The organism is Snodgrassella communis (assembly GCF_914768045.1).
Taxonomy (GTDB): Bacteria; Pseudomonadota; Gammaproteobacteria; order Burkholderiales; family Neisseriaceae; genus Snodgrassella; species Snodgrassella communis.
Genome location: NZ_CAJZCD010000012.1, coordinates 1 through 21,148, shown reverse-complemented (window position 1 = coordinate 21,148; position 21,148 = coordinate 1). Strand labels below are relative to the sequence as shown.

Annotated in this window: 19 protein-coding genes and 2 pseudogenes; 11 read left to right on the top strand and 10 right to left on the bottom strand. The window is 37.5% G+C overall.

The window, feature by feature from the left end; genetic code table 11:
• Positions 1-199: 199 nt before the first annotated feature.
• Positions 200-2,380 carry a primosomal protein N' gene (locus MJ761_RS09710; RefSeq protein ID WP_093092331.1) on the top strand — a complete coding sequence of 727 codons (2,181 nt, stop codon included), beginning with the start codon at positions 200-202 and terminating at the stop codon, positions 2,378-2,380.
• Between the two features lie 226 nt (positions 2,381-2,606).
• Here the strand turns inward: MJ761_RS09710 and MJ761_RS09705 are convergent, their stop codons facing one another.
• Entirely contained in the window at positions 2,607-3,503 is an 897-nt protein-coding gene (locus MJ761_RS09705) for a glycosyltransferase family protein (RefSeq protein ID WP_093092333.1), read from the bottom strand.
• 469 nt (positions 3,504-3,972) lie between these two features.
• Complete coding sequence (gene sstT, locus MJ761_RS09700) at positions 3,973-5,208, bottom strand: serine/threonine transporter SstT (protein ID WP_093092335.1); 1,236 nt, start codon at positions 5,206-5,208, stop codon at positions 3,973-3,975.
• Positions 5,209-5,580: 372 nt separating this feature from the next.
• On the opposite strand from sstT, the gene MJ761_RS09695 reads away from it, so the two are divergent.
• Positions 5,581-6,294, top strand: a complete 714-nt coding sequence (locus MJ761_RS09695) for a hypothetical protein (protein WP_218060215.1) — start codon at positions 5,581-5,583, stop codon at positions 6,292-6,294.
• A 13-nt stretch (positions 6,295-6,307) separates the two neighbouring features.
• Positions 6,308-6,880 carry a hypothetical protein gene (locus tag MJ761_RS09690; protein ID WP_093092337.1) on the top strand — a complete coding sequence of 191 codons (573 nt, stop codon included), beginning with the start codon at positions 6,308-6,310 and terminating at the stop codon, positions 6,878-6,880.
• A gap of 8 nt (positions 6,881-6,888) precedes the next feature.
• Here MJ761_RS09690 and MJ761_RS09685 read toward each other — a convergent pair whose 3' ends face one another.
• The 7 genes from MJ761_RS09685 to gmd all read right to left on the bottom strand — a co-directional run bounded on the left by MJ761_RS09685 (position 6,889) and on the right by gmd (position 14,843).
• Entirely contained in the window at positions 6,889-7,881 is a 993-nt protein-coding gene (locus MJ761_RS09685; RefSeq protein ID WP_093092339.1) for a glycosyltransferase family 2 protein, read from the bottom strand.
• Between the two features lie 12 nt (positions 7,882-7,893).
• The gene (locus tag MJ761_RS09680; protein ID WP_093092341.1) at positions 7,894-8,718 is read right to left on the bottom strand and encodes a glycosyltransferase family 25 protein; all 825 of its coding nucleotides are present in this window, start codon (positions 8,716-8,718) and stop codon (positions 7,894-7,896) included.
• An 83-nt stretch (positions 8,719-8,801) separates the two neighbouring features.
• Positions 8,802-9,575, bottom strand: a complete 774-nt coding sequence (locus MJ761_RS09675; protein ID WP_176715072.1) for a putative nucleotide-diphospho-sugar transferase — start codon at positions 9,573-9,575, stop codon at positions 8,802-8,804.
• An 88-nt stretch (positions 9,576-9,663) separates the two neighbouring features.
• Entirely contained in the window at positions 9,664-11,427 is a 1,764-nt protein-coding gene (gene msbA, locus MJ761_RS09670) for a lipid A export permease/ATP-binding protein MsbA (protein WP_093092345.1), read from the bottom strand.
• 22 nt (positions 11,428-11,449) lie between these two features.
• The gene (locus tag MJ761_RS09665; protein WP_093092347.1) at positions 11,450-12,865 is read right to left on the bottom strand and encodes a glycosyltransferase family 4 protein; all 1,416 of its coding nucleotides are present in this window, start codon (positions 12,863-12,865) and stop codon (positions 11,450-11,452) included.
• Positions 12,866-12,903: 38 nt separating this feature from the next.
• Positions 12,904-13,809, bottom strand: coding sequence for an NAD-dependent epimerase/dehydratase family protein (locus tag MJ761_RS09660; RefSeq protein WP_093092349.1), 906 nt, complete (start codon positions 13,807-13,809; stop codon positions 12,904-12,906).
• Complete coding sequence (gene gmd, locus MJ761_RS09655) at positions 13,809-14,843, bottom strand: GDP-mannose 4,6-dehydratase (protein ID WP_093092352.1); 1,035 nt, start codon at positions 14,841-14,843, stop codon at positions 13,809-13,811. Before gmd ends, MJ761_RS09660 begins: the two co-directional genes overlap by 1 nt.
• A 338-nt stretch (positions 14,844-15,181) precedes the next feature.
• Here gmd and MJ761_RS11040 point away from each other — a divergent pair, with 338 nt between their 5' ends.
• The 8 genes and pseudogenes from MJ761_RS11040 (at position 15,182) to MJ761_RS09635 (ending at position 20,603) form a co-directional block, all read left to right on the top strand.
• Positions 15,182-15,364: a transposase gene (locus MJ761_RS11040; protein ID WP_093092354.1), complete on the top strand. Its 183-nt coding sequence runs from the start codon at positions 15,182-15,184 to the stop codon at positions 15,362-15,364.
• Between the two features lie 40 nt (positions 15,365-15,404).
• Positions 15,405-15,767, top strand: a complete 363-nt coding sequence (locus tag MJ761_RS11035; RefSeq protein WP_141683427.1) for an IS3 family transposase — start codon at positions 15,405-15,407, stop codon at positions 15,765-15,767.
• Between the two features lie 15 nt (positions 15,768-15,782).
• A pseudogene (locus MJ761_RS11030) lies at positions 15,783-15,974 on the top strand (IS3 family transposase); the annotation flags it as partial.
• A complete protein-coding gene (locus MJ761_RS11025; RefSeq protein WP_093092477.1) occupies positions 15,929-16,099 on the top strand; it encodes an integrase core domain-containing protein in 171 nt (56 codons plus the stop codon). The pseudogene MJ761_RS11030 and the gene MJ761_RS11025, both read left to right, overlap by 46 nt.
• A gap of 397 nt (positions 16,100-16,496) precedes the next feature.
• Positions 16,497-17,429: a class I SAM-dependent methyltransferase gene (locus MJ761_RS09645; RefSeq protein WP_093092359.1), complete on the top strand. Its 933-nt coding sequence runs from the start codon at positions 16,497-16,499 to the stop codon at positions 17,427-17,429.
• 59 nt (positions 17,430-17,488) lie between these two features.
• Complete coding sequence (locus MJ761_RS09640; protein WP_093092361.1) at positions 17,489-19,684, top strand: glycosyltransferase; 2,196 nt, start codon at positions 17,489-17,491, stop codon at positions 19,682-19,684.
• Between the two features lie 373 nt (positions 19,685-20,057).
• A pseudogene (locus tag MJ761_RS11020) lies at positions 20,058-20,278 on the top strand (transposase); the annotation flags it as partial.
• A gap of 34 nt (positions 20,279-20,312) precedes the next feature.
• A complete protein-coding gene (locus MJ761_RS09635) occupies positions 20,313-20,603 on the top strand; it encodes a hypothetical protein (protein ID WP_239392915.1) in 291 nt (96 codons plus the stop codon).
• Between the two features lie 4 nt (positions 20,604-20,607).
• On the opposite strand, the gene MJ761_RS09630 is transcribed toward MJ761_RS09635, so the two are convergent.
• A partial coding sequence (locus tag MJ761_RS09630; protein WP_239392916.1) for an IS3 family transposase occupies positions 20,608-21,148 on the bottom strand: 541 nt, incomplete at its 5' end.

Sequence of the window (21,148 nt, the reverse complement as noted above, 5' to 3'; positions counted from 1 at the left end):
AACGGGTATACATACGGTAATTAACTGCTTTCAAGTAACACCTGCTCCAAACAATATGTAAAACCAGCTACAAGCATCCACATCACACAGTAACCCCATAATAAACTAATATAAATTATCTCATAAACAGCGCATTGATAAAAGCTAGCTACTTTGAGTTACAATAAACAATTCACAGTATTTTTTATTTCTGTTTCCATTGATTTATCATCAACTGGCACTAAACGTGCCCCTGTACTCATTGCTTACCTATGCGCACCCCACAGCCCTGCCGGCAGGTACACGTGTGGCCGTGCGTTTTCGCAAACGTCTGGTGGCAGCAATTGTATGGGAAAGCAATGTACAGCCAAAAATTGATATTAATAAAATACTGCCAATTGAAACCATACTCTCCGAAGACTGGCAATTACCCGCAGACTGGCGTGCCTTACTCAGCTTTACTGCCCGCTATTATCACTACCCGCTTGGACAAGCAGTCATGGCAGCCTTGCCCAAAGGCCTGCGCCAGCCCGAGGCCGTACCATTACCGCATCAGGAGATGATGTATACACTCAGCGACAGTGGCCGCATCCAGCCAGCACCACCGGCACGCTTTCACAAACAACATGCTTTGTGGCAATGTCTGCAATCCGCACCAGCTACACTGCAACAGCTTAAAGCCAAGCATAATCAGGCCACGAACTACCTCAACCAGTGGCTGCAACAGGGCTGGGTACAGGCCAAGCCTGTTCCGGTCTGCGGTAGCATTCCAGCCAGCCCATATCAGCTTAATCAGCAACAACAGCACGCCAGCACATTGATACAAGCCAAATTTGGCCAATTTGCCCCATTTTTGCTATACGGTATTACCGGCAGTGGCAAAACCGAAGTCTATTTCGACATCATGGCCAAAGTATTACAACAAGGCAGGCAGGTTCTGTTCCTATTACCAGAAATCAACCTTACACCACAATTGATGCAACGTGTACGCCAGCGATTTCCATCAACTGTCACCGTCATATTACATAGCCAGACTGCTGCCGGTCAGCGCACCAGCAATTATCTTCAGGCTGCACTGGGGCAGGCTGCGCTAGTAATTGGCACACGACTGGCCGTATTTACGCCCATGCACAATCTAGGATTAATTGTCGTCGACGAAGAGCATGATTACTCATTCAAGCAAGAAAGTGAGCTGCGTTATCAGGCACGTGATCTGGCGGTATGGCGTGCCCAACAGATAAATTGTCCAATTGTACTGGGCAGTGCTACCCCATCATTGGAAAGCTGGTACAAAGCCCAGCAGGGAGCTTACCAACTACTCCAACTGAGTGAACGCGCCCATGCCAGCGCTCAACTACCGCAGATTCATTTACTGGATATTCGCCGACTGCCATTAGATAACGGCCTTAGCGATATCATCAAGCAAAAGCTACAGACCAACTTTGCCAACGGCGGCTTAAGCATGATATATCTAAACCGGCGTGGCTTTGCTCCAGCCTTATTTTGTGCAGCCTGCGGTCATATCTTTGGTTGCCCAAACTGTTCAGCCAAAATGGTTTTACATCAGCATGCCGGCCAGTTACGCTGTCATCATTGTGATTTCCACCAACGTATTCCACACAGCTGTCCTGAATGTGGTAATCAGGATTTAACTGCCGTTGGTCAAGGAACACAACGAATTGAAGAAGATTTGCAACACCTATTACCCGATGCACGCATCTTACGTGTAGACCGAGACAGTACCGCACACCGGCACGACTGGGCAGCAATCTATAGCAAAATCATGCAACAGCAGATTGATATACTGGTTGGCACCCAGATGCTGGCCAAAGGCCATGACTTTCCCCATCTGAATCTGGTGGTGGTTTTAAATGCTGACAACAGCCTCTATAGTGCCGACTTCCGTGCACCAGAACGTTTATTTGCCGAACTAATGCAAGTGAGTGGCCGTGCCGGTCGCGCGAACTACAAAGGTGAAGTATGGGTACAAACACGACAACCTGAACATAAAGTTTACCAAGCTCTGGCCACCCAAAATTATGTAACCTTTGCTACAGCCGAACTGGCAGAAAGACAGGATCTGTGCATGCCGCCATTTAGCCATATGGCAGCCATCCGTGCCGATGCCAAAACCATGCGCCAAGCACAGGAACTACTGCGTCAGGCATTACAGGGCATTAAGCAACAACAACCATTACCAACCAGCGTTAGTGCTTTCGGGCCAGTGCCAATGCTCATGGCTCGACTGGCCGGTTACGAACGGGCGCAGATATTTCTGGAAAGTAAAAACCGGCGTGACCTACACCATAGCATCACCATATGGCATAGCTGGCTACAACATCTGGAAAAAATCTATCCACACACACGCTGGCTAATTGATGTTGATCCACTGGAAATGTAACCTTATCTCATCAGTATATAATAATTATCTTCAAGAATTACTTATACGTCCATACCATTTCGATATCGGTTTACCCTGCTAACATCATTGAAGCAACAACTATTCCATTCCAAATACAGCACAATAAAACTCATCCACTCCAATTTAATAATATTGCTATTTCAGAGAAATAAAAATCTGGCCGTCAGCCTCATCAGCCAATGACCAGAAAGATTTAATTCAAAACTTACTTGCGTCCACTTAAACAACGCCATGCACGAGAGAGCAAGGATTTTGGATTTTTCTGGCGCGTAACCTCATTACCACTATAACCAACCTGCGATTCCTTAGGAAAAGCTCCGAAAGGTTTAACAGCATAATTTTCCAGCTTATAGCCTGCATCCAAAGCTTCCTGATAATACTGATCAAACAACTCAACCAAATCCGTGCGCGGATGTGGCAGAATATCACTATCAAACCAGTGTTTTTGCCCAGCAGCAGCTAAGCGCGGAATTGAATATTTATGACTGAACTGCGTGCCCATATCTGAATAGTGTAGGATTTTCATCTGCTCAATCGGCATCCCCTCACCATCAACACAATTCCAAGCAGCAGTATAAGCTTGCACCCATTCTGGATGCTGCTTAAATTTGGTCATCATTTTTTTGTGTGAATCAGGATCGGCACGCAAAATAGCTTGTTCCGGCAATTTGGCTTTTGCTTTGGCACAATCCCAGACACAGGTACACAAACGAGTAAAACGCTTAGCCTTGGCATGATCATGCACTTCCTTCGCTGCAACAATCGCCTCACCTTCAATCGGGTGTTCCCATAGCTCAGCCAGATCAGCCAAAACAAGCATATCTGCATCCATATAAATAGCGCGCCCCTGATAATTACAGGCAGCCGGAATACCCCAGCGAAAACCCGAAAACGGCGTTGCCCACTTCTCGGTGTGCCAGCCTGCGCCAGACTGCGGATCAGAATACCAAGGACTATCCGGATCATGACTTAACTGCATCCAAATAATCTCTACTGGCCGCGATGTATGTTTATGGATACTGTAATCCACCACCATCATCTGCTCCAAATCACAATTATTCGGGTCACATCCTACAAAAACCTTAATAACATCATTGCTCATGCATGAACTCCAATTTTCTTACATAATAAATATTATTGTAATATTAACGCAAAAATACCAATATAAACGATAATATTAATCAAATATCACTTGACATAACACAAGCAATAATATTTAACCAAATAAAAACCAGCCCAACCTGATTCTGCCATCTTAGTCACTAACCCATACAATTTTCTAGTCAATCTCTTACCAGCTATATCTGCCACAGTCTTAAAAATATAAGAATATCCAAGCTCAGTTTTTACATGTCATAACATAATATTTAGCAATCAGGTAGCAGATAAAACCCACTGCTCAGTCACCTATATCACACGAAGCTAATATCCAGCAATAAAGCCTCCCAAGTGAGATACACAATAAAACTCAATTAGTTCGTTTTACACTTAAGAAAAAAATAGATTTGGTCAGATACAAAAAAACCGCTGCCAAAATACACAGCGGTTTCGAAAACAAATCTGATACAGGCTTATTCTGGTAACAACTCAATTTTACTCGGATCCCTGCCCTGCTGCTTTAGTGACACCACCGAAGTAAACAGCATATCACTGGAAGAATTTAAAACCGTCTCCGCAGAATCCTGAATTTCACTGATTACAAACCCGATGGCCACCACCTGAGCAGCGATAGTCGGATCAATGCCAAACATACTACACGCAACCGGAATCAGCAGCAGCGAACCACCCGGTACACCAGAAGCCCCCAGAGCACATACCGTAGCCAGAATACTCAACAATAATGTTTGAATAAAACTAACATCCATACCCAAAGTATGCACAGTAGCCATCGTCAACGTCGTAATAGTGATTGCCGCACCATTCATACTCATCGTTACTCCTAACGGAATAGACAAAGAATAAATTTCTTCTGGTAACTGCATACGCTGAGCCAGACGAATATTTACCGGAATATTGGCAGCCGAACTGCGGGTAAAGAATGCTGTAATCCCACTATAACGCAAACAAGTAAATACTAGCGGATAAGGGTTTTTGCGGAAATTCAGGAATACAATCAGCGGATTGATTACCAGAGCCACAAACACCATCAACCCCAATAATACCCCGATCAGCTCCAGATAATTTCTCAACTTGGCCAGACCATCACTGGTAAAATGTGAAGCAACCAGCCCCAACACTCCATAAGGCGCAATAGCCACCACCAGACGAACTACCCAGATAGTCGCATCCGACCAGTTTTTAATAACCAATTTCGTTGCTTCACTACTTTGACGTAAAGCAATACCCAGTGCCGTAGACCACGCCAGAATACTCAGGAAATTACCATTTGCCAGTGCATCAATCGGATTATCCACAAACTTGAGGATAATATTCATAAGAATCTCAGCCACACCTTCCGGCGGTTTCTCTGATATCGGCGGTACATCCATCACCAGATGTAACGGATACAAATAACTTACTGTCGAAGCTAATATTGCAGAAATCAGCACAGTCACTGCATATAACCACGCCACCGATTTAATACTGGAAACATTATCAAACTTATTATTAACAATAGAAGATATTACCAATACAAAAACCAGCATAGGTGCAGCTGCACGCAAGGCCTGAATAAATACCCTACCTAGAAACTCCAGCTTAACTCCATATTGCGGTAAAAAAGCCGCAATAAACGCGCCAATAATCATACATACCAGCATACGTACAATCAGATTACTCTTAAACAATATCCATATAAGCTTCTTCATTCACAATCCTTGGTTATAGCCGGATACAAACATATTTAAAACAGATTTTAAAAACATCCAGCCAAACACACAAACTTACCAGTAGCAAATCATGCCCCATAAAACCCGTTTCAACCTACCTTAACAGTGCCATTAAACCTTAACAGAAAACCATTGCAGCTTACTGACAAAATAATAAGTTTAGCATTAAACCAGCTAAAAACAACGAATAATCAACAAAACAGCAAGAAACAGTTAAAAAATATCAGTTATTTATTAACATGCATCATACAGATCAAACAGCATATAATTCTAAAATGTTATACTGCACCACCCAGAACCGCCCAGACAAAACAAACAATGGACAAACCTTCACAAAATTACATTTTATGTATGAAATGGGGGCAAAAATACAGTGCCGAATACGTCAATCGTCTCTATAACATGGTAAAACGCCATCTGACGCTCCCATTTACCATGATTTGCCTGACTGATGACACCAAAGGCATCAATCCAGCCGTTCAATGTTATCCATTGATACCTTTAGATTTACCCAATGGCCTGCCTGAACGTGGCTGGAATAAACTCACCACCTTCAGTGCCAACCTGTACGGATTACAGGGCACAGCGCTCTTTCTTGACATTGACATTGTTATTATCGATAACATCGACAGCTTCTTTACCCATCCGTCCAGTCAAAAAGACGAAGTATGGATTATCCGTGACTGGAAAAAACCATGGCGAAAAGTTGGCAATAGCTCGGTATATCGGTTCCAAATTGGTGCATTACCAGATTTAATGGATTACTTCCGTAATCATTTTCAACTCATACGGCAGCAATTTCGCCATGAGCAAGCATTTCTATCTTGGTATGTGCGTGAAAACCACCAACTCAGCTACTGGCCAGATAACTGGTGTCTGAGCTACAAATACAACGTATTAAAAAAAATGCCTTATGCTTTATGGACACCACCAGAAAAACCCAGTTACGGCAAAATCATTGTTTTCCATGGCGAAGTTAACCCGCCAGATGCCATCAAAGGTGGCGGTGGAAAATGGTACCGTAAAGTCTTACCCGCCCCATGGCTAAAAAAATATTGGCAATAAAAACACCACTACTATGAAAACAGTACAACCACACAGTAAATTTTTTATCATCGGCAATGCTAACGAACAGAATTCCATTGCCGATTTAATCAGCAATGATGATATCGTAATTAGATTCAACAATCCTAATCCCAACTGCTCACTGAAAGCAGATTGGGTCTTTATCGCCAATGGCTACACTCAAATTCGTCATCTCAGTATTGAGCACCAATTCTTTAAACCGAATACCCAAATTTTTTTTCGTTACAACAAAAATGATATATGGTACAGTCGTTACCAAAAAATACCCTTACATAAAAGAATCAAATATCGCTGGCGCTTTCCCAAGTGGATAAAACGCTCACATCTGGATCAATATCAAATCAATTATTTACCCACAGCCATATATACGCATTGCGCTTACTTGCTTGCACATAAATTACCCAGCACAGGCATATTGGCTATTGATTATGTATTACAATATTTTCCAAAAAATAAAATATTATTACACAACTTTACTAACGAAGGATGGTGCGAACATCAATGGGACAGAGAAAAACGTTTGATTACACACTGGATAAACGAAGAGAAAATCGAAAGACTATAAAATCTATATTATTTATCTCTGGTACAAAATCCTTTTGAGGTAAAACTTTTATACATTAACTTAACCGCTTTTCCATACATACGGACTTTACACAATAAAAGAATAGTTTTCCATTCCGAAATAGGTCTTTCTGTATAGAATTTCATTAACAGTTCTATATATTTTTTCCTATCTACCTGCGGCATCTTCACCTTATTTATTTTGCTTATCAACCTATAATAATAAATACAAGCTTTATATAATAAATATGCTTGGCTCTTCTTATCGCCAACCACTTTATCAGCATACAACGCCTGTTGTATATACGCATTTAAACCATAGACTTGTTGCAAGCTCAGTTTTTGAGCAATCGAATCTTTCCTGATACGATAATGTACCACCACTTGCGCCAAATAATAAAAACTCTGGCATTTACTTAATAAAATAGGAGTATAAGCAATATCCTCATATGCAGGAATATCATAGGAAACAATGCCAATTATTAATTCACGACGAAATATTTTATTCCAGAAATAATGTCTACCATCCAAAATTGCCGTACGATAAATTTCTTTTCCCGATGTATGTACTAAATTATTTTTAGGATTAAAAGATAATGTTTCATGATGTTTAAGCTGATTACTACCATCTAAAAAAACATCATAATCAAATACCAATACATCCGGTTGGTCTCGACTTAAAATCAAAAGAACTTCAGCTAAAACTGCACTATTAACTTTATCATCAGAATCTACAAACCATACATAATTTGCATTACTTGCTAGCAATAACTGTTCACGAGCTCTGGTTAAACCAATATTTTCATTTCCGCGTAATATACGTATTTGAACGCGAGGATACAAAAGCATAAATTCTTCGACAATAGCTATCGAATTATCAGGAGATGCATCATCATAAAAAATAATTTCTGCATTCAAAGGTAACTCTGATAGTAAATCCTGCAACAAATCCGGCAAATATGCAGCAACATTATAAACAGGAATTAGAATACTTAACTGCATTATTGCCCTTTACTATATACAACTCGAATCAGACTTATATTCATAATCATTTTTCTGAATCGGCACCATTACATATTCAGCCTGTCTACAAACAGATAACTGTCGCCATCCCATACGCAATTGTGCAGCCACACGGCGAAGTTTAAAACGCCAGTAATCAACACAATTATTAGCTTCAGGCCTTGAATAATTTAATGGTGTAATTGTAGATACAAAAGGATTCACAAAATCCAAGTCATAATTACAACACTGATCCAACTGAATAGCTGCAGCGGGATAAACCTGCCAGGAATTCAATTCATAAGAACAACATAAAAAAGCATCCGCCAATGCCGGTGCACTTCGTTGTGCCTTATCCAACAGTTTTTTTGCACCTGACGGAAATAATACATACGCGGCAGCACCACTGCGATCCTGATATAAACGGCGTAATCGATACCCCTCTACCAAATCAGTTGATGCCTTATCTAACCATTTTCGTCGATATCTGGTTTCCAACGTTACATACTCTATCTTATCTTCCTGATTAATAATCTCATGTAAAATTGCAGGAACGCTTTGAGACAAAAGTGCGTCATCTTCCATTATCAACCAAGGCTTATTTGAATCAGCTACATATTGCCATGCAGCTTTATGACTCAGAAAACAAGCAACTTCTGCTGGACTCAATTTACGCTCCCACCCATTAGCTAGATTCTCATAGTCATTGACTAAAATATCAGTATTATCAACTGCCAACAATCTTTCCATTGGCAAATTTAAATTTGCCAATTGTTGACGCTGAAAATTCAAACGATCTGATGAATGATCAAGATTGATAACGAGAGCGGAAATCATAACAGCAGATTTTTTAGATTTGATCTAATACACATTAAATTATTATATGGACTTTCTCTTAATAATTTCTAAATCGAATTAAGTTATTTCGGAAATAAAATAGCTTCTACTTCTGTCACACGGTCAATACGGCGTTGCACACTTTTTTTTCTTAAGCTTAACCATCTAAATTTTTTTTGGCGAATCTGTTCGTCTCGAATGCTACGACTAGCCTGTAAATGTTCAATATAGACACGATCTATATTCTGCTTCAAATTACATTCACGATCAAAGATCCAACAATATTCTACAGGTAATTCACTAACCTGATATAGTGGTTCCGATAAAGCTCTATCATTAATTAAAATATCCTGTAATACTTGTTGATCCCAAACGCTCACTCTGTGCTGACACTCCTTATTCCACTCAGTCATCAATTGCATAGCTTCAGGTGTATCTTGCAAAAACAATGTACCCGACATTAAGTGTTTATCTTGAACATCATAACAAACAGCAATATCACAATTTAAATTAACCAAAGACTCCAAAGGTGAGCGATGAAAAACTGCATCAACATCTACATATAATATAGCACCACGAATTTCAGCCCGTTCTTTTTTCAAAAATGCTGATTTAAATGATGTATTTTTTACCCATCCGCCCTGATCCTCAACTACTGTAATTTTTATAGGAATATTAAGACGAGCAGCAGAAGCACATAATCGTTTTGCTTCTTGAGTATAGAAAGCATCATTAGTATGATAAGCTACTACTGTTATATTGGACGAAGGCAATGCTTTCATTGCATCACTCACAGCAGTAGGGAAAGGAATTCTTGCTTGTTTAAGATAAGAATTCCATGCACGTTTTCGATTCAATATAATCATTATAAGTTACATACCTCTTTAATTTATTCAGTCATTCTCAAATTTAACCAATCATTATTGTAATTATACATTTATTAATTTAATGACGCTGATCACCAAACTGCATTTTATGTAGGAAAGCATACCGACCATTTTTTTTAAGTAACTCCTCATGCCTGCCTTGTTCTACAATTTGGCCTTGATGCATTACAACAATATTGTCCGCATTTTCAATTGTTGAAAGCCGATGTGCAATAACAATAGTTGTTCGATTTTTCATTAATGTATCCAAAGCAGCTTGAACCAATCTTTCTGACTCGGTATCTAACGCACTCGTTGCTTCATCCAGAATAAGTATCGGAGCATCCTTTAATAATGCTCTGGCAATTGCAATTCGTTGACGCTGCCCACCAGAGAGTTTCATACCCTGATCGCCAATTTGCGTCTTCAAACCTAACGGCATATTTTCAATAAATGTCCACGCATTTGCTGCTTTGGCCGCCTGAATAATATCTTCTTCTGTAGCATGCGGCATACCATAAGCAATATTATTTGCAATTGTGTCATTAAACAAAACAACATCCTGACTCACCAATGCCATATGAGATCGGAGATTTTTTAATTCGAAATCCTGAATATTTATACCACCAATACTCAATTCACCACTTGTCACATCATAAAAACGAGGTATTAAATTTACCGTAGAGGTTTTGCCACAACCTGATTCTCCAACCAAAGCTACAACCGTACCTTGTTTTACTGTTAAATTTAAATGATGAATGGCATTCTTATCAGAATTAGAATAGCACAATACAACATCATCAAAAACTATATCTCCAATAGGTACTGACAGGTTTGCTTTACCTTGATTTTTCTCCTCTGGTTCATCAAGAAAACGAAATACACTATCCGCTGCCATTAGACCACCTTGTAATACAGAGGACATATTAGTAATCCGTTTAAGCGGATCAAACATCATTAACATTGCGGACAAAAATGACATAAAATCGCCTGCAGTAAAACCTGAATGTGTTGCTCTGCGAGCAGCTACATAAAGGATTAAGGACAATGACGAAGCAATCAATAATTGAGTAACAGCACTACCAATAGATGTATAAGATTGACGACGAACAGCCAAACCCCTTAAAGTTTTATTAGTTACATCCAAACGGTTTTGCTCATACTCTTGACCACCGTATACGCGAACAACACGAGTACCACCTATTGATTCAGTCAAGATCTGCATAACTTGCCCTAAATCATTCTGACTTTTAAAGGCTAAATTTCTGATACGCTTATTAATGATACGAACACACCAAGCGATTAATGGTATTGTTGCAAACGTAATAAGAGTCAACTGCCAATCTAAATAAAATAGCCATGCTAAAAGCCCTAAAACGGTTACACCATCTTTAGCAAAAACAGTAATAACATCAAAACCAGCAGCAGTTATACCACGAGCATCATTGGTAATCCGGGACATCATTCGCCCCCTACTATTCTCCTGATAATAGCTGATTGGTAACATCATCATTTTTGCAAATAAATCTCTCTGAATGATTTGCACCATCCGATTTGAAATATAAGCACTGGTATATTCATTAATATAATTAGCAATTCCCCTGAATATAAATAATCCTATTATTTCGAGAGGTATCCATTTCATAAGCTCTAAATTCTTCTCTACAAACCCATTATCAATAATAGGTTTGAGCAAAGAAGCAAAAAGAGGCCCAGTGATACCAACAACTATCATTGCCAGCACAGATATAAAGAAAAACTTTACTAATCCGCGCATATATGGGAACAATCGTTTATATAGTTTCCCTGAAGTATACTGATCATGCGGTTTGTTTTTATTCATTCGACACTATCACTAATTAAATTCAATGTTTAGATTGTAATAAACTTGCCAAATCATTAGCAACATCTGCCCAGTTTCTAAGTTTTGTATTTTTAATTTTATTCTCTAATTCTTGTCGATAATCTGGTTGATAAATTAACTTTTCAATTGAACTGGCTATACTTTGAATTGAAAATGGATCACAATATTCCACCAAATCCATCCCTACTTCAGGTAAGGAAGTCGCATTAGATACTACAGCAGATTTTCCATAAGCTAAAGCCTCACCAACAGGTAACCCCCATCCCTCTGCCATACTAACCATAACAACAAATAAACAATTTTTATATAATAAATCTAATTCGACATCATTTGTATTATCTAATATTATTACATAACCATATAAATTGCCTGTCGAATTTAATAGATTCCAAAGATGATCATTATTCCATCCTTTTCTACCTACCAAAACTAAACGAGGCAAATCACAATAACCCTTATCTAATAAATATTTCCAAGCAAGTACTAAGCGCCAAATATTTTTCCGAATGTCAATCGTGCCAACACATAAAATATATTTGTCACTAAGAATATTTTTATATATATCTCCTAATCTACTTACAGAACTTAAATCATTTGGTAAAAGATGGATACTCTTATCATATTGATGGTATTCAGTATTAGATTGAATACCAACTTGTACCAATGGAAGAACGTTAACCTCTTTATTAATTTTATATGTATGTAAAAACTCCAATAAATCTTTTTTGGAGCTCTGTGAGTCAGTTAAATAGTAATCAGTATATTCAGTTGATCGAATCAGCCAGCTGTAAAAATTATAAGTAAGATCTTGTGTAACAAACTGAGGGAATATAATAGGAATCAAATCATAAACTAACGAATATATTTTGACTCCCAATAATTTAACCATTTGATACATTTCAACATTAACCTGACGCCAAGTAGCATCCAGTAGAACTAATTTATCATTAGATTTTATTACATCTTTCAATTTAACAAATTTATTTTTTTTCTGTATTGAACGACGAAATAACTTCCACTCATCTATACTTACCCCTCTTCGAATAAAGCGATGGTGTCTTTTAAAAAAAGCGGCAATATCAAATCGAGTTCGATGAAAATAATATTTGACTTTATTATGCTTGTATTTCAAAATTAAACTGCCAGGTCCTAAAATACCTAATTTCCTAAAGAAATCATAAGTTAAATCTGGTGATTCCCAATATTGAAAATTAAGTTTAGTTAAATCATATGCAAAATATTCTTGATTTACTTCTCCTACAGGACTAGTATAACAAATCCAAATCTGCTGATCAGAAATTTTTTGAAATTCATTTAATATCATTGCAACAACACGCTGGATACCTGAATAACGTCTGTGGACATTGATATAACTTAGCAACTCGCTAATATCAAATATTATCTTAGAATTATGCATAAAGGCCTCATACAATCTATTGTATAAAATTTAAATTTTTAATTTTTCAACATCCAATTTAAAGTATCTTTTAGCTCATAAGATACTTTAATTTTAGTAATATTTGACAACAATCGATGATCTCCACTCAAGCTTAAAATTTCATTCTTACGAATTAATGCAGGATTAATATTAATTTCCAGATGATGACCGCTAAAAAGTTTACATATGTCAATTATATTTAATAAAGAATACTGTTTACCAGTGCAAATATTACATAGAAAACCTGACTTACCCGCTTCGATCAATTCTCGATATGCGGCCACAACAAATCTGACATCATTAAATTCACGATATACATTAATATTGCCTAGTTCGATTATTTTTTTCCGCAGTTTAAAGTGTTCAACTATTTTTGGAATTAAAAAATTATTTTTCTGTCCTACCCCAGTATAATTAAAAGGTCGGACAATGATAATTGGTAATTCATTCATCCATATTTTTGCCACATATTCCATGGCAAGTTTACTTACTGCATAATCATTTGCTGGATAAACTGCATCTTCTTCTGATAAAACCGACTTGGTATTGTTACCATAAACATTGGCACTACTAGCTATCAAAATCGATTTTGGTTGTATATTCAGTTTTGCAGTTGCCGCTAATAAATTACGTGTACCAATTATATTTACATCATAAAACTGCCGAATATCGTTATAACCAATATGTGCAATTGCCGCCAGATGAATAATGATATCTGGTCGGACAAATTTCAAACAGCTGCGGATTGAATCTTCATTTAACAAATCAAGAACAAAGTAATTGCTAGCATTTATATTAGGATTTGTACCAGAGCGATAAACCTTATAGCCAAATGCTTCCATTTCATCTTGCATATACTTACCAGTAAAGCCCTCACTTCCTGTAATAAGTACTTTCAAGCCACAATTTTTGTTTTCATTCATTAAAATGAATATCCTTTTTGATTACGCTCAATATCAGCAGATACCATCATCAAACATAATTCCTCTAATGAAGTTGTTGGAACCCAACCTAATATATCTTTGGCTTTTTTTGGGTTACCGATTAACAGATCCACCTCTGCAGGACGATAAAATTTGGGATTTACTTTAACCAATACTTTTCCAGTCGCATTATCAATACCCTGCTCATACTCTCCTACGCCTTCAAAACGTAATTCACATCCTGCTGCTTTAAAAGCCATGTAAACAAAATCTCTAACGGTTTCTGTACGATTCGTGGCCAATACAAATGTATCAGGACAATCAGCCTGAAGTATCCGCCACATTCCTTCAACATAATCTTTTGCAAAACCCCAGTCACGTTTAGCGTCCATATTTCCCAACTCTAAACACTCTTGTTTCCCAAGTATTATTTTGGCTACGGTATCTGTAATTTTTCTAGTAACAAACTCACGTCCACGTAATGGAGATTCATGATTAAATAAAATTCCACTACTAGCAAACATATCATAACTTTCACGATAATTAATTGTCATCCAATGCGCGTATAACTTTGCTACACCATATGGACTGCGCGGATAGAAAGGTGTAGTTTCTGTTTGGGGAATTTCCTGAACTTTTCCAAACATTTCTGAAGTGCTAGCCTGATAATAGCGAATTTTAGAATTAACTATTCTAATTGCCTCCAGCAAATTCAATGCACCTAACCCTGTGATTTCAGCAGTAGTAACAGGTTGTTCAAACGAAACACCAACAAAACTTTGCGCAGCCAAATTATAAATTTCATCAGGCTGTATATTGTTAACCAATCGAATTGTTGTACTTATATCCGTTAAATCATACTCTACAAGGGTTAAATTAGGATGATTTATAATACCTAATTCTTCTAAACGCCAAAAATTTACTGAACTAGTTCTTCTATATGTTCCATAAACTGCGTAATTTTTATTCAATAACAATTCAGCAAGATAAGCACCATCTTGACCTGTAATACCTGTAATGACTGCTTTCTTCATTCAATAGCCATCCATATTAATGTTTTACAATAACACACTATTATAAATCAACCGACTTTAAATGTCGTAATTTTACCAGCTTAAACATTTAAATTTATTGTTATTAAGTTGCATGCACTTTATTAGTATAAAATAAACGTAGAGGATTACTCTATTTTTTTAATGATTTATACTTAATCGGCACCATATTGTTTAGTTCATCATGAGACTTTTCACTGTTTTAAATGGTTAACTCTTCCTCGACTGTAACTATCACTAAAATAGTATAGCATCGAAGTAGAAAATTCTCTCCATTAACCCACAGAGGATTTAATCATGAAAAAACAACTGAACATCAGATTGTATCTATATTGAAAGAAGCTGAAGCCGGTATCCCCGTTAAAGAACTTTGCCGTAAATATGGTATGGGAAATTCGACTTTTTATAAATGGCGCGATAAGTACAGTGATATGGAAATCTTAGATATCAAACGCTTAAAGAAACTGAAAGCTGAAACCGCAAGCTTCAGGAGGAAATCATAAAAAAGCTATAGTGCCTACCAAGGCACGTAAAGCTTGGGCTATGCAACTGCAAGAAAGTCATTCTGTTACTATTGCCATGAGCTGTGCTATTGTTGGCTTAAGCCGTTGTGCTTACTATTATCAACCTAAGTTGCCGGATGATTCGGTGATTATGTCGGTACTAAGCGCTATCACTGATAAGCATTTACACTGGGGCTTTCCCAAATGTTTTAATCGTATCAGAAAGCTCGGCTATAAATGGAATCATAAACGTGTTTATCGGGTATATTGTGAATTAAAACTTAATCTGAGGGTAAAGCGTAAACAACGTATTCCGCCACGAAGCCCGGAAAAATTATCAATACCGAATAAGTCAGGTGAATGCTGGTCAATAGATTTTATGAGTGACAGCAGTCGCAATTAACGCAGGTTTAGAACCTTTAATGTCATCGATGACTTTAATCGCGAGGCGTTAGGCATTGATATTGCGGGCAGTTTACCTGCTGGCAGGATTACTCGTTACCTGGATAAACTGGCTGAGTACCATGGTTATCCAGTCAAAATACGAGTAGATAATGGGCCGGAATTTACCGGAAAAAATTTATCGACTGGGCAAAGTCACATGGTATAACCATAGATTATATTCAACCAGACAGCCCATATCAAAATGGCTTTATTGAACGATTTAACCGTTCGTACCGTACAGAGGTACTGGATTTATATTTTTTAATAATCTGGAACAGGCAAGGAAAGTAACCGAAGAATGGCTAACAATTTATAACACTGAAAGATCTCATTAAGCACTAAATAATGTAACGCCGGTTGAGCATAAAACACTAAAACAAGCAGCATGATTTTCTTCGTCTATTTTGTACTAACTATGGAGTATTTACATACTGAATTCCATGAATTTAAATTTTAACTTAAAGCAAATTAAACGTCTTTAGAAAACACTTTTTAAAAATGTGCGTATTTTAATTGGTACGAACATGATAAAATAAATTTATCTGTACTTTGGCTGAAGCAAAACAACATCAGAATTTAACTCCACTTGAGCAAATATTTTTTCTCATTTGCAAAATGAATTTGCGTGTAATTTAAACACACGTTTTGTTAATGTATAAATTTTCTCCTTTTTATATAAGGCTAAATTATGGGATTCATAAAAAAATTTAAACACATTGGTAAAAGACTTGCCAAATTACCACGGGCACTTTGGAAAACCCCTCAAACAAAGGAAAACCTAGATATTGTAAGATATCAATTGGATAGCTTAAAAAATCAACTTAATTTAATTGAAACCCAGAATCATAGGATAGTAGATGCTTATGGCACGATGCTTCTAGGTATGCAAAAATCTTTGGAAAAATTGGCATACCAACTAGAGAAAATTAAAAATTTAGACTCTAATATAACCGATATAACCTCGGATTTAAACTTTGTAAAGATTGATAACAACAATATTAAAAACCGCTTAGAGTTCATTCGAAAAGAAATTTTTTTCGAAATACAGAAAATCCTAAGGGATGTGACTATAAGTCCTCATAAACCTTCTGAACGAGTCAAATTCAAAGTTTTAAATGAAGAAAAAATCAAAAATCTATCTGCTCTTAGATTGAATTTAGGCTGCGGACATATACCTAAGGAAGGCTTTGTAAACATTGATTTTCGTGAGCTCCCTGGTGTAGACGTTATTGCAGATGTAGGAGGCTTGGATTTTGAAAAGGGTTCGGTTGATACAATTTATGCATCACACTTGATTGAGCATTTTTCTTATAGAACATTGGAGGATAGCATTCTTCCACATTGGTATGCTCTTTTGAAAAAAAATGGAAACCTTACCGTCTTAGCGCCCGATGCTCAAGCCATGATCAAAGCTTATACTGAAGGTTCTATATCTTTTCAAGTCTTACGCGAAGTCATGTACGGCACTCAGGAATATGATGGAGATTTCCATTTTAATCTATTAACAGCAGAGTCTACCGTTGAATTATTAAAACAAATAGGATTTTCAAAGGTCAATCTGATAGAACAAGGCCGAAGAAATGGATTATGCTATGAATTTGAAATACAAGCAATAAAATAATGGATGATTTACTATATACAAATTACTTCATAAAATAAATTTTAATTGGGAAATATCGCATGAAAGTTTCACTTGTTATTTGTACTTATAACAGGATTAATACATTACCAGCAACTTTACGGTCTGTTGAATTGCTACGTTATCCTAAACTAGAAGTCATTGTTGTTGATGGGCCAAGTACTGATGGTACCTTTGAATATCTAGAGAGAGAATGGAAAGATAAAATAAAACTATGTAAGTGCGACGAAGCTAATTTAAGTAAATCCCGCAATATTGGTATTAAAAATGCGTGTGGCGATATTATCTGCTTTACGGATGATGACGGCGTACCTGAATCTGACTGGTTAGATGCATTAGTTATAGCTTATACCAATCCCAAAGTAGGTGCAGCTGGTGGTTGGGTTAGAGATCACACTGGGGTAAACTACCAGACTAAATATATTATCAGCTCAAGAAACTCCACTTCCGAGGTAATGATAGATGATCCTTCTATACTACCAGATGCAAAACCTGATGCTGACACTTTCCTAGCAGTCATTGGTGTGAATTCTTCATTTCGTAAAACGGCACTATTAGATGTTGGTGGATTTGATGAGGAATATGCCTATTTTCTTGATGAAACGGATGTCATTATTCGCATGATTGATGCTGGATATTCTGTAGAAATGATTCCTCATGCAGAAGTTCACCACAAATATGCACCTAGCCACATACGTAGCGATAAAAAAATAATTCAAAGTTGGATGGAAGTGATTAAAAGCACCACTTACTTTATCATCAAAAATATGACAAAGAATGAACAGTTGCCTGAAAAAATAAAATCAATTTGGGAGCAACAGCAAGGTAGGCGTGGCGAGACAAACTATTACTTGAATGCGGGTCTCATTAATCAAGATAAATACGACAGTTTGATGTCTGAAATTGACCAAGGGTATCACAACGGATTATTTGATGCTTTTGCAAATACACCACGACAGTTGATTGGTGAATTTAAAGAAACTGCTTGGCAAGCTTTCCCTCGTAAATTGTTAGCTGAGCAACGGCTGCATTTAGCATTTGTAACTGCGCTTTACCCGCCGCGTCATTGTGGAGGGGTTGCTGTCTTTATTTATAACCTCGCAATTCAACTAGCACAGTATGGTCATGAAGTTACGGTTATTACTCAGGCTGAAAACGGGAGCGGTCATACTGTAGATTTTGAAGATGGTGTTTGGGTTCACCGTTTACCCAATGATGACAATGTCGCATTCGAATTACCCACCGATATGCCAGACATGCCTGAAATGCCTAAAAAAGTAGCAGGAAGAGTCTTAGCTGAGCTAAACCGTATCAATTGTCATCGTCAATTCCATTATGTCATAGGATCAATATGGGATCTGGACTTGGCTGCTGTCATAGCTTCAAAAAAATATCGCACAGCAATGTATCTGGTTACAAACTACAAAATCATGGAAAAATCCAAATCGGAGTGGAGAGCTAATCATGAGTTCTACGTTGGCCATGTACAAAAGATGATTAATGCTGAAATGTGGGCTTTAAAAAATGTCACACATGTTTTATCCAGTACAAAAGCCATACTGTCAGATACAGAAAAAGCATATGATCTAAATATCAATCGTAACAAATTAACTGTTTTACCTTTTGGTGTTCCTGACGAAAATTTACCACCAAAAACTCAAAACCCTACTGAAGTTTATCTGCTTTATGTTGGTAGATTTGAGCATAGAAAAGGAATTGATCTTCTGCTTGAGATTCTTCCTGATCTAATGGAGAAATACCCTCAATTGGTTGTAACGTGTATTGGCGATAAAGCTCTACAAGCTATAAATGGTAAAACCTATGAAGAGCTTTTTTTGGAAAAACACGCTGATAAATCTTGGCTTTCACGTGTCAGCTTTCCAGGTCATGTCGATGATCAGACTCTAGAACAATCCTATGCAACATGCGACATCTTTGTTGCTCCCAGCCGTTATGAAAGTTTTGGTTTAATTTATTTGGAAGCGATGCGTTTTGGTAAACCGTGTATTGGAACAACTGCTGGTGGAATCCCTGAAGTGATTTGTGACCAAAAAACAGGATTACTAGTACCTCCAGACAATGCACAAGCGCTGCAAAACGCACTTATAACACTCATAGCTGATAAAAATCTACGTCAACAATTAGGACAGGCAGGTCGCTGTCGTTATCTGGAGAACTTTACAACCGAAATCTTTGCAAAAAAATTTGAATCCCTTATTTATAAATTAATTAAATAGAAGTACTGATAATATAGTTGGATACTTTAAACTTAGAATATGCTACTTTTGGCTATACTATTTTTGGGATGGTTATAAAATGATGAATCAATAAAAAAAACGCACAGTGAATTGGTCAAGCAATACGATTTGACACTTTCCGCTTTAGACCGCTGGATAAGCCAATCTAGTAAAAGCGCTTCTTTTAAGACCAAAAATAACTGCACGCCAGAAGAAAATGAACTGATTACTTGACGAAAAGAGCTTAAGCAGCTACGGATGGAAAACGATATCCTAAAGCAGTTTGCACTGGTAATGGCATTGTAACTATCCCCTAAAATAGTACAGCCCCGAAGTAGAAAATTCTCTTTATTAACCCACAGAGAATTTAAACATGAAAAAGATGACTGAACATCAGATCGTAGCTATTTTAAAAGAAGCTGAAGTTGGTATTCTTATTAAAAATTTGCGGTATATATGGCATCGGCAATTCGACTTTCTATAAATGGCGGGAAAAATACGGTGGTATGGAAACCTCCGATATCAAACGTTTAAAGGAGCTGGAGACTCAAAACCGCAAGCTTAAGCAGATGTTTGCTGAGCTCAGTTTAAAATCTCAGCTTCAGGAGGAAATCATAAAAAAGCTATAGTGCCTACCAAGGCACGTAAAGCATGGGCTTTGGAGTTACAAGAAAATCATCCTGTTACTATTACCATGCGCTGCGCTATTGTTGGCTTAAGTCGTTGTGCTTACTATTATCAATCTAAATTACCAGATGATTCGGTAATTAGGTCGGTACTCGGTGCGATCACTGACAAGCATTTACGCTGGGGCTTTCCCAAGTGTTTTAATCGCATCAGAAAGCTCGGCTATAAATGGAATCATAAACGGGTGTATCGGGTGTGTAAATACCCCATAGTTAGTACAAAACAGACGTAGAAAATCATGCTGCTTGTTTTAGTGTTTTATACTCAATCGGCGTCATATTATTTAATGCTTCATGAGGTCTTTCAGTATTATAAATGGTTAGCCATTCTTCGGTTACCTTTCTTGCTTGTTCTAGATTATTAAATAAATATAAATCCAATATTTCAGTGCGATAGGTACGATTAAATCGTTCAATATACCCGTTTTGATATGGGCTGCCGGGGTTGATGTACTCTATAGTTATACCATGTGATTTTGCCCAATTAGTAAACGTGTTTCCTGTGAATTCCGGTCCATTATCTACTCGTATTTTTAGTGGATAACCATGATATTCGGCCAGTTTATCCAGATAACGGGTAATCCTGCCAGCTGGTAAACTGACCGCAATATCAATACCTAGCGCCTCACGATTAAAGTCATCTATCACATTGAAAGTTCTAAAGCGTCGTTGATTGCGACTGCTGTCACTCATAAAATCCATTGACCAGCATTCACCTTGTTTATTGGGTACTGATAGCCTTTCCGGGCTTCGTGGAGGAATGCGTTGTTTACGCTTT

Coding starts and splice junctions, on each gene's coding strand:
- MJ761_RS09705 (WP_093092333.1), bottom strand. CDS start 3,503: ATGAGCAATGATGTTATTAAGGTTTTTGTAGGATGTGACCCGAATAAT.
- sstT (WP_093092335.1), bottom strand. CDS start 5,208: ATGAAGAAGCTTATATGGATATTGTTTAAGAGTAATCTGATTGTACGT.
- MJ761_RS09695 (WP_218060215.1), top strand. CDS start 5,581: ATGAAATGGGGGCAAAAATACAGTGCCGAATACGTCAATCGTCTCTAT.
- MJ761_RS09690 (WP_093092337.1), top strand. CDS start 6,308: ATGAAAACAGTACAACCACACAGTAAATTTTTTATCATCGGCAATGCT.
- MJ761_RS09685 (WP_093092339.1), bottom strand. CDS start 7,881: ATGCAGTTAAGTATTCTAATTCCTGTTTATAATGTTGCTGCATATTTG.
- MJ761_RS09680 (WP_093092341.1), bottom strand. CDS start 8,718: ATGATTTCCGCTCTCGTTATCAATCTTGATCATTCATCAGATCGTTTG.
- msbA (WP_093092345.1), bottom strand. CDS start 11,427: ATGAATAAAAACAAACCGCATGATCAGTATACTTCAGGGAAACTATAT.
- MJ761_RS09665 (WP_093092347.1), bottom strand. CDS start 12,865: ATGCATAATTCTAAGATAATATTTGATATTAGCGAGTTGCTAAGTTAT.
- MJ761_RS09660 (WP_093092349.1), bottom strand. CDS start 13,809: ATGAATGAAAACAAAAATTGTGGCTTGAAAGTACTTATTACAGGAAGT.
- gmd (WP_093092352.1), bottom strand. CDS start 14,843: ATGAAGAAAGCAGTCATTACAGGTATTACAGGTCAAGATGGTGCTTAT.
- MJ761_RS11035 (WP_141683427.1), top strand. CDS start 15,405: ATGCAACTGCAAGAAAGTCATTCTGTTACTATTGCCATGAGCTGTGCT.
- MJ761_RS09645 (WP_093092359.1), top strand. CDS start 16,497: ATGGGATTCATAAAAAAATTTAAACACATTGGTAAAAGACTTGCCAAA.
- MJ761_RS09640 (WP_093092361.1), top strand. CDS start 17,489: ATGAAAGTTTCACTTGTTATTTGTACTTATAACAGGATTAATACATTA.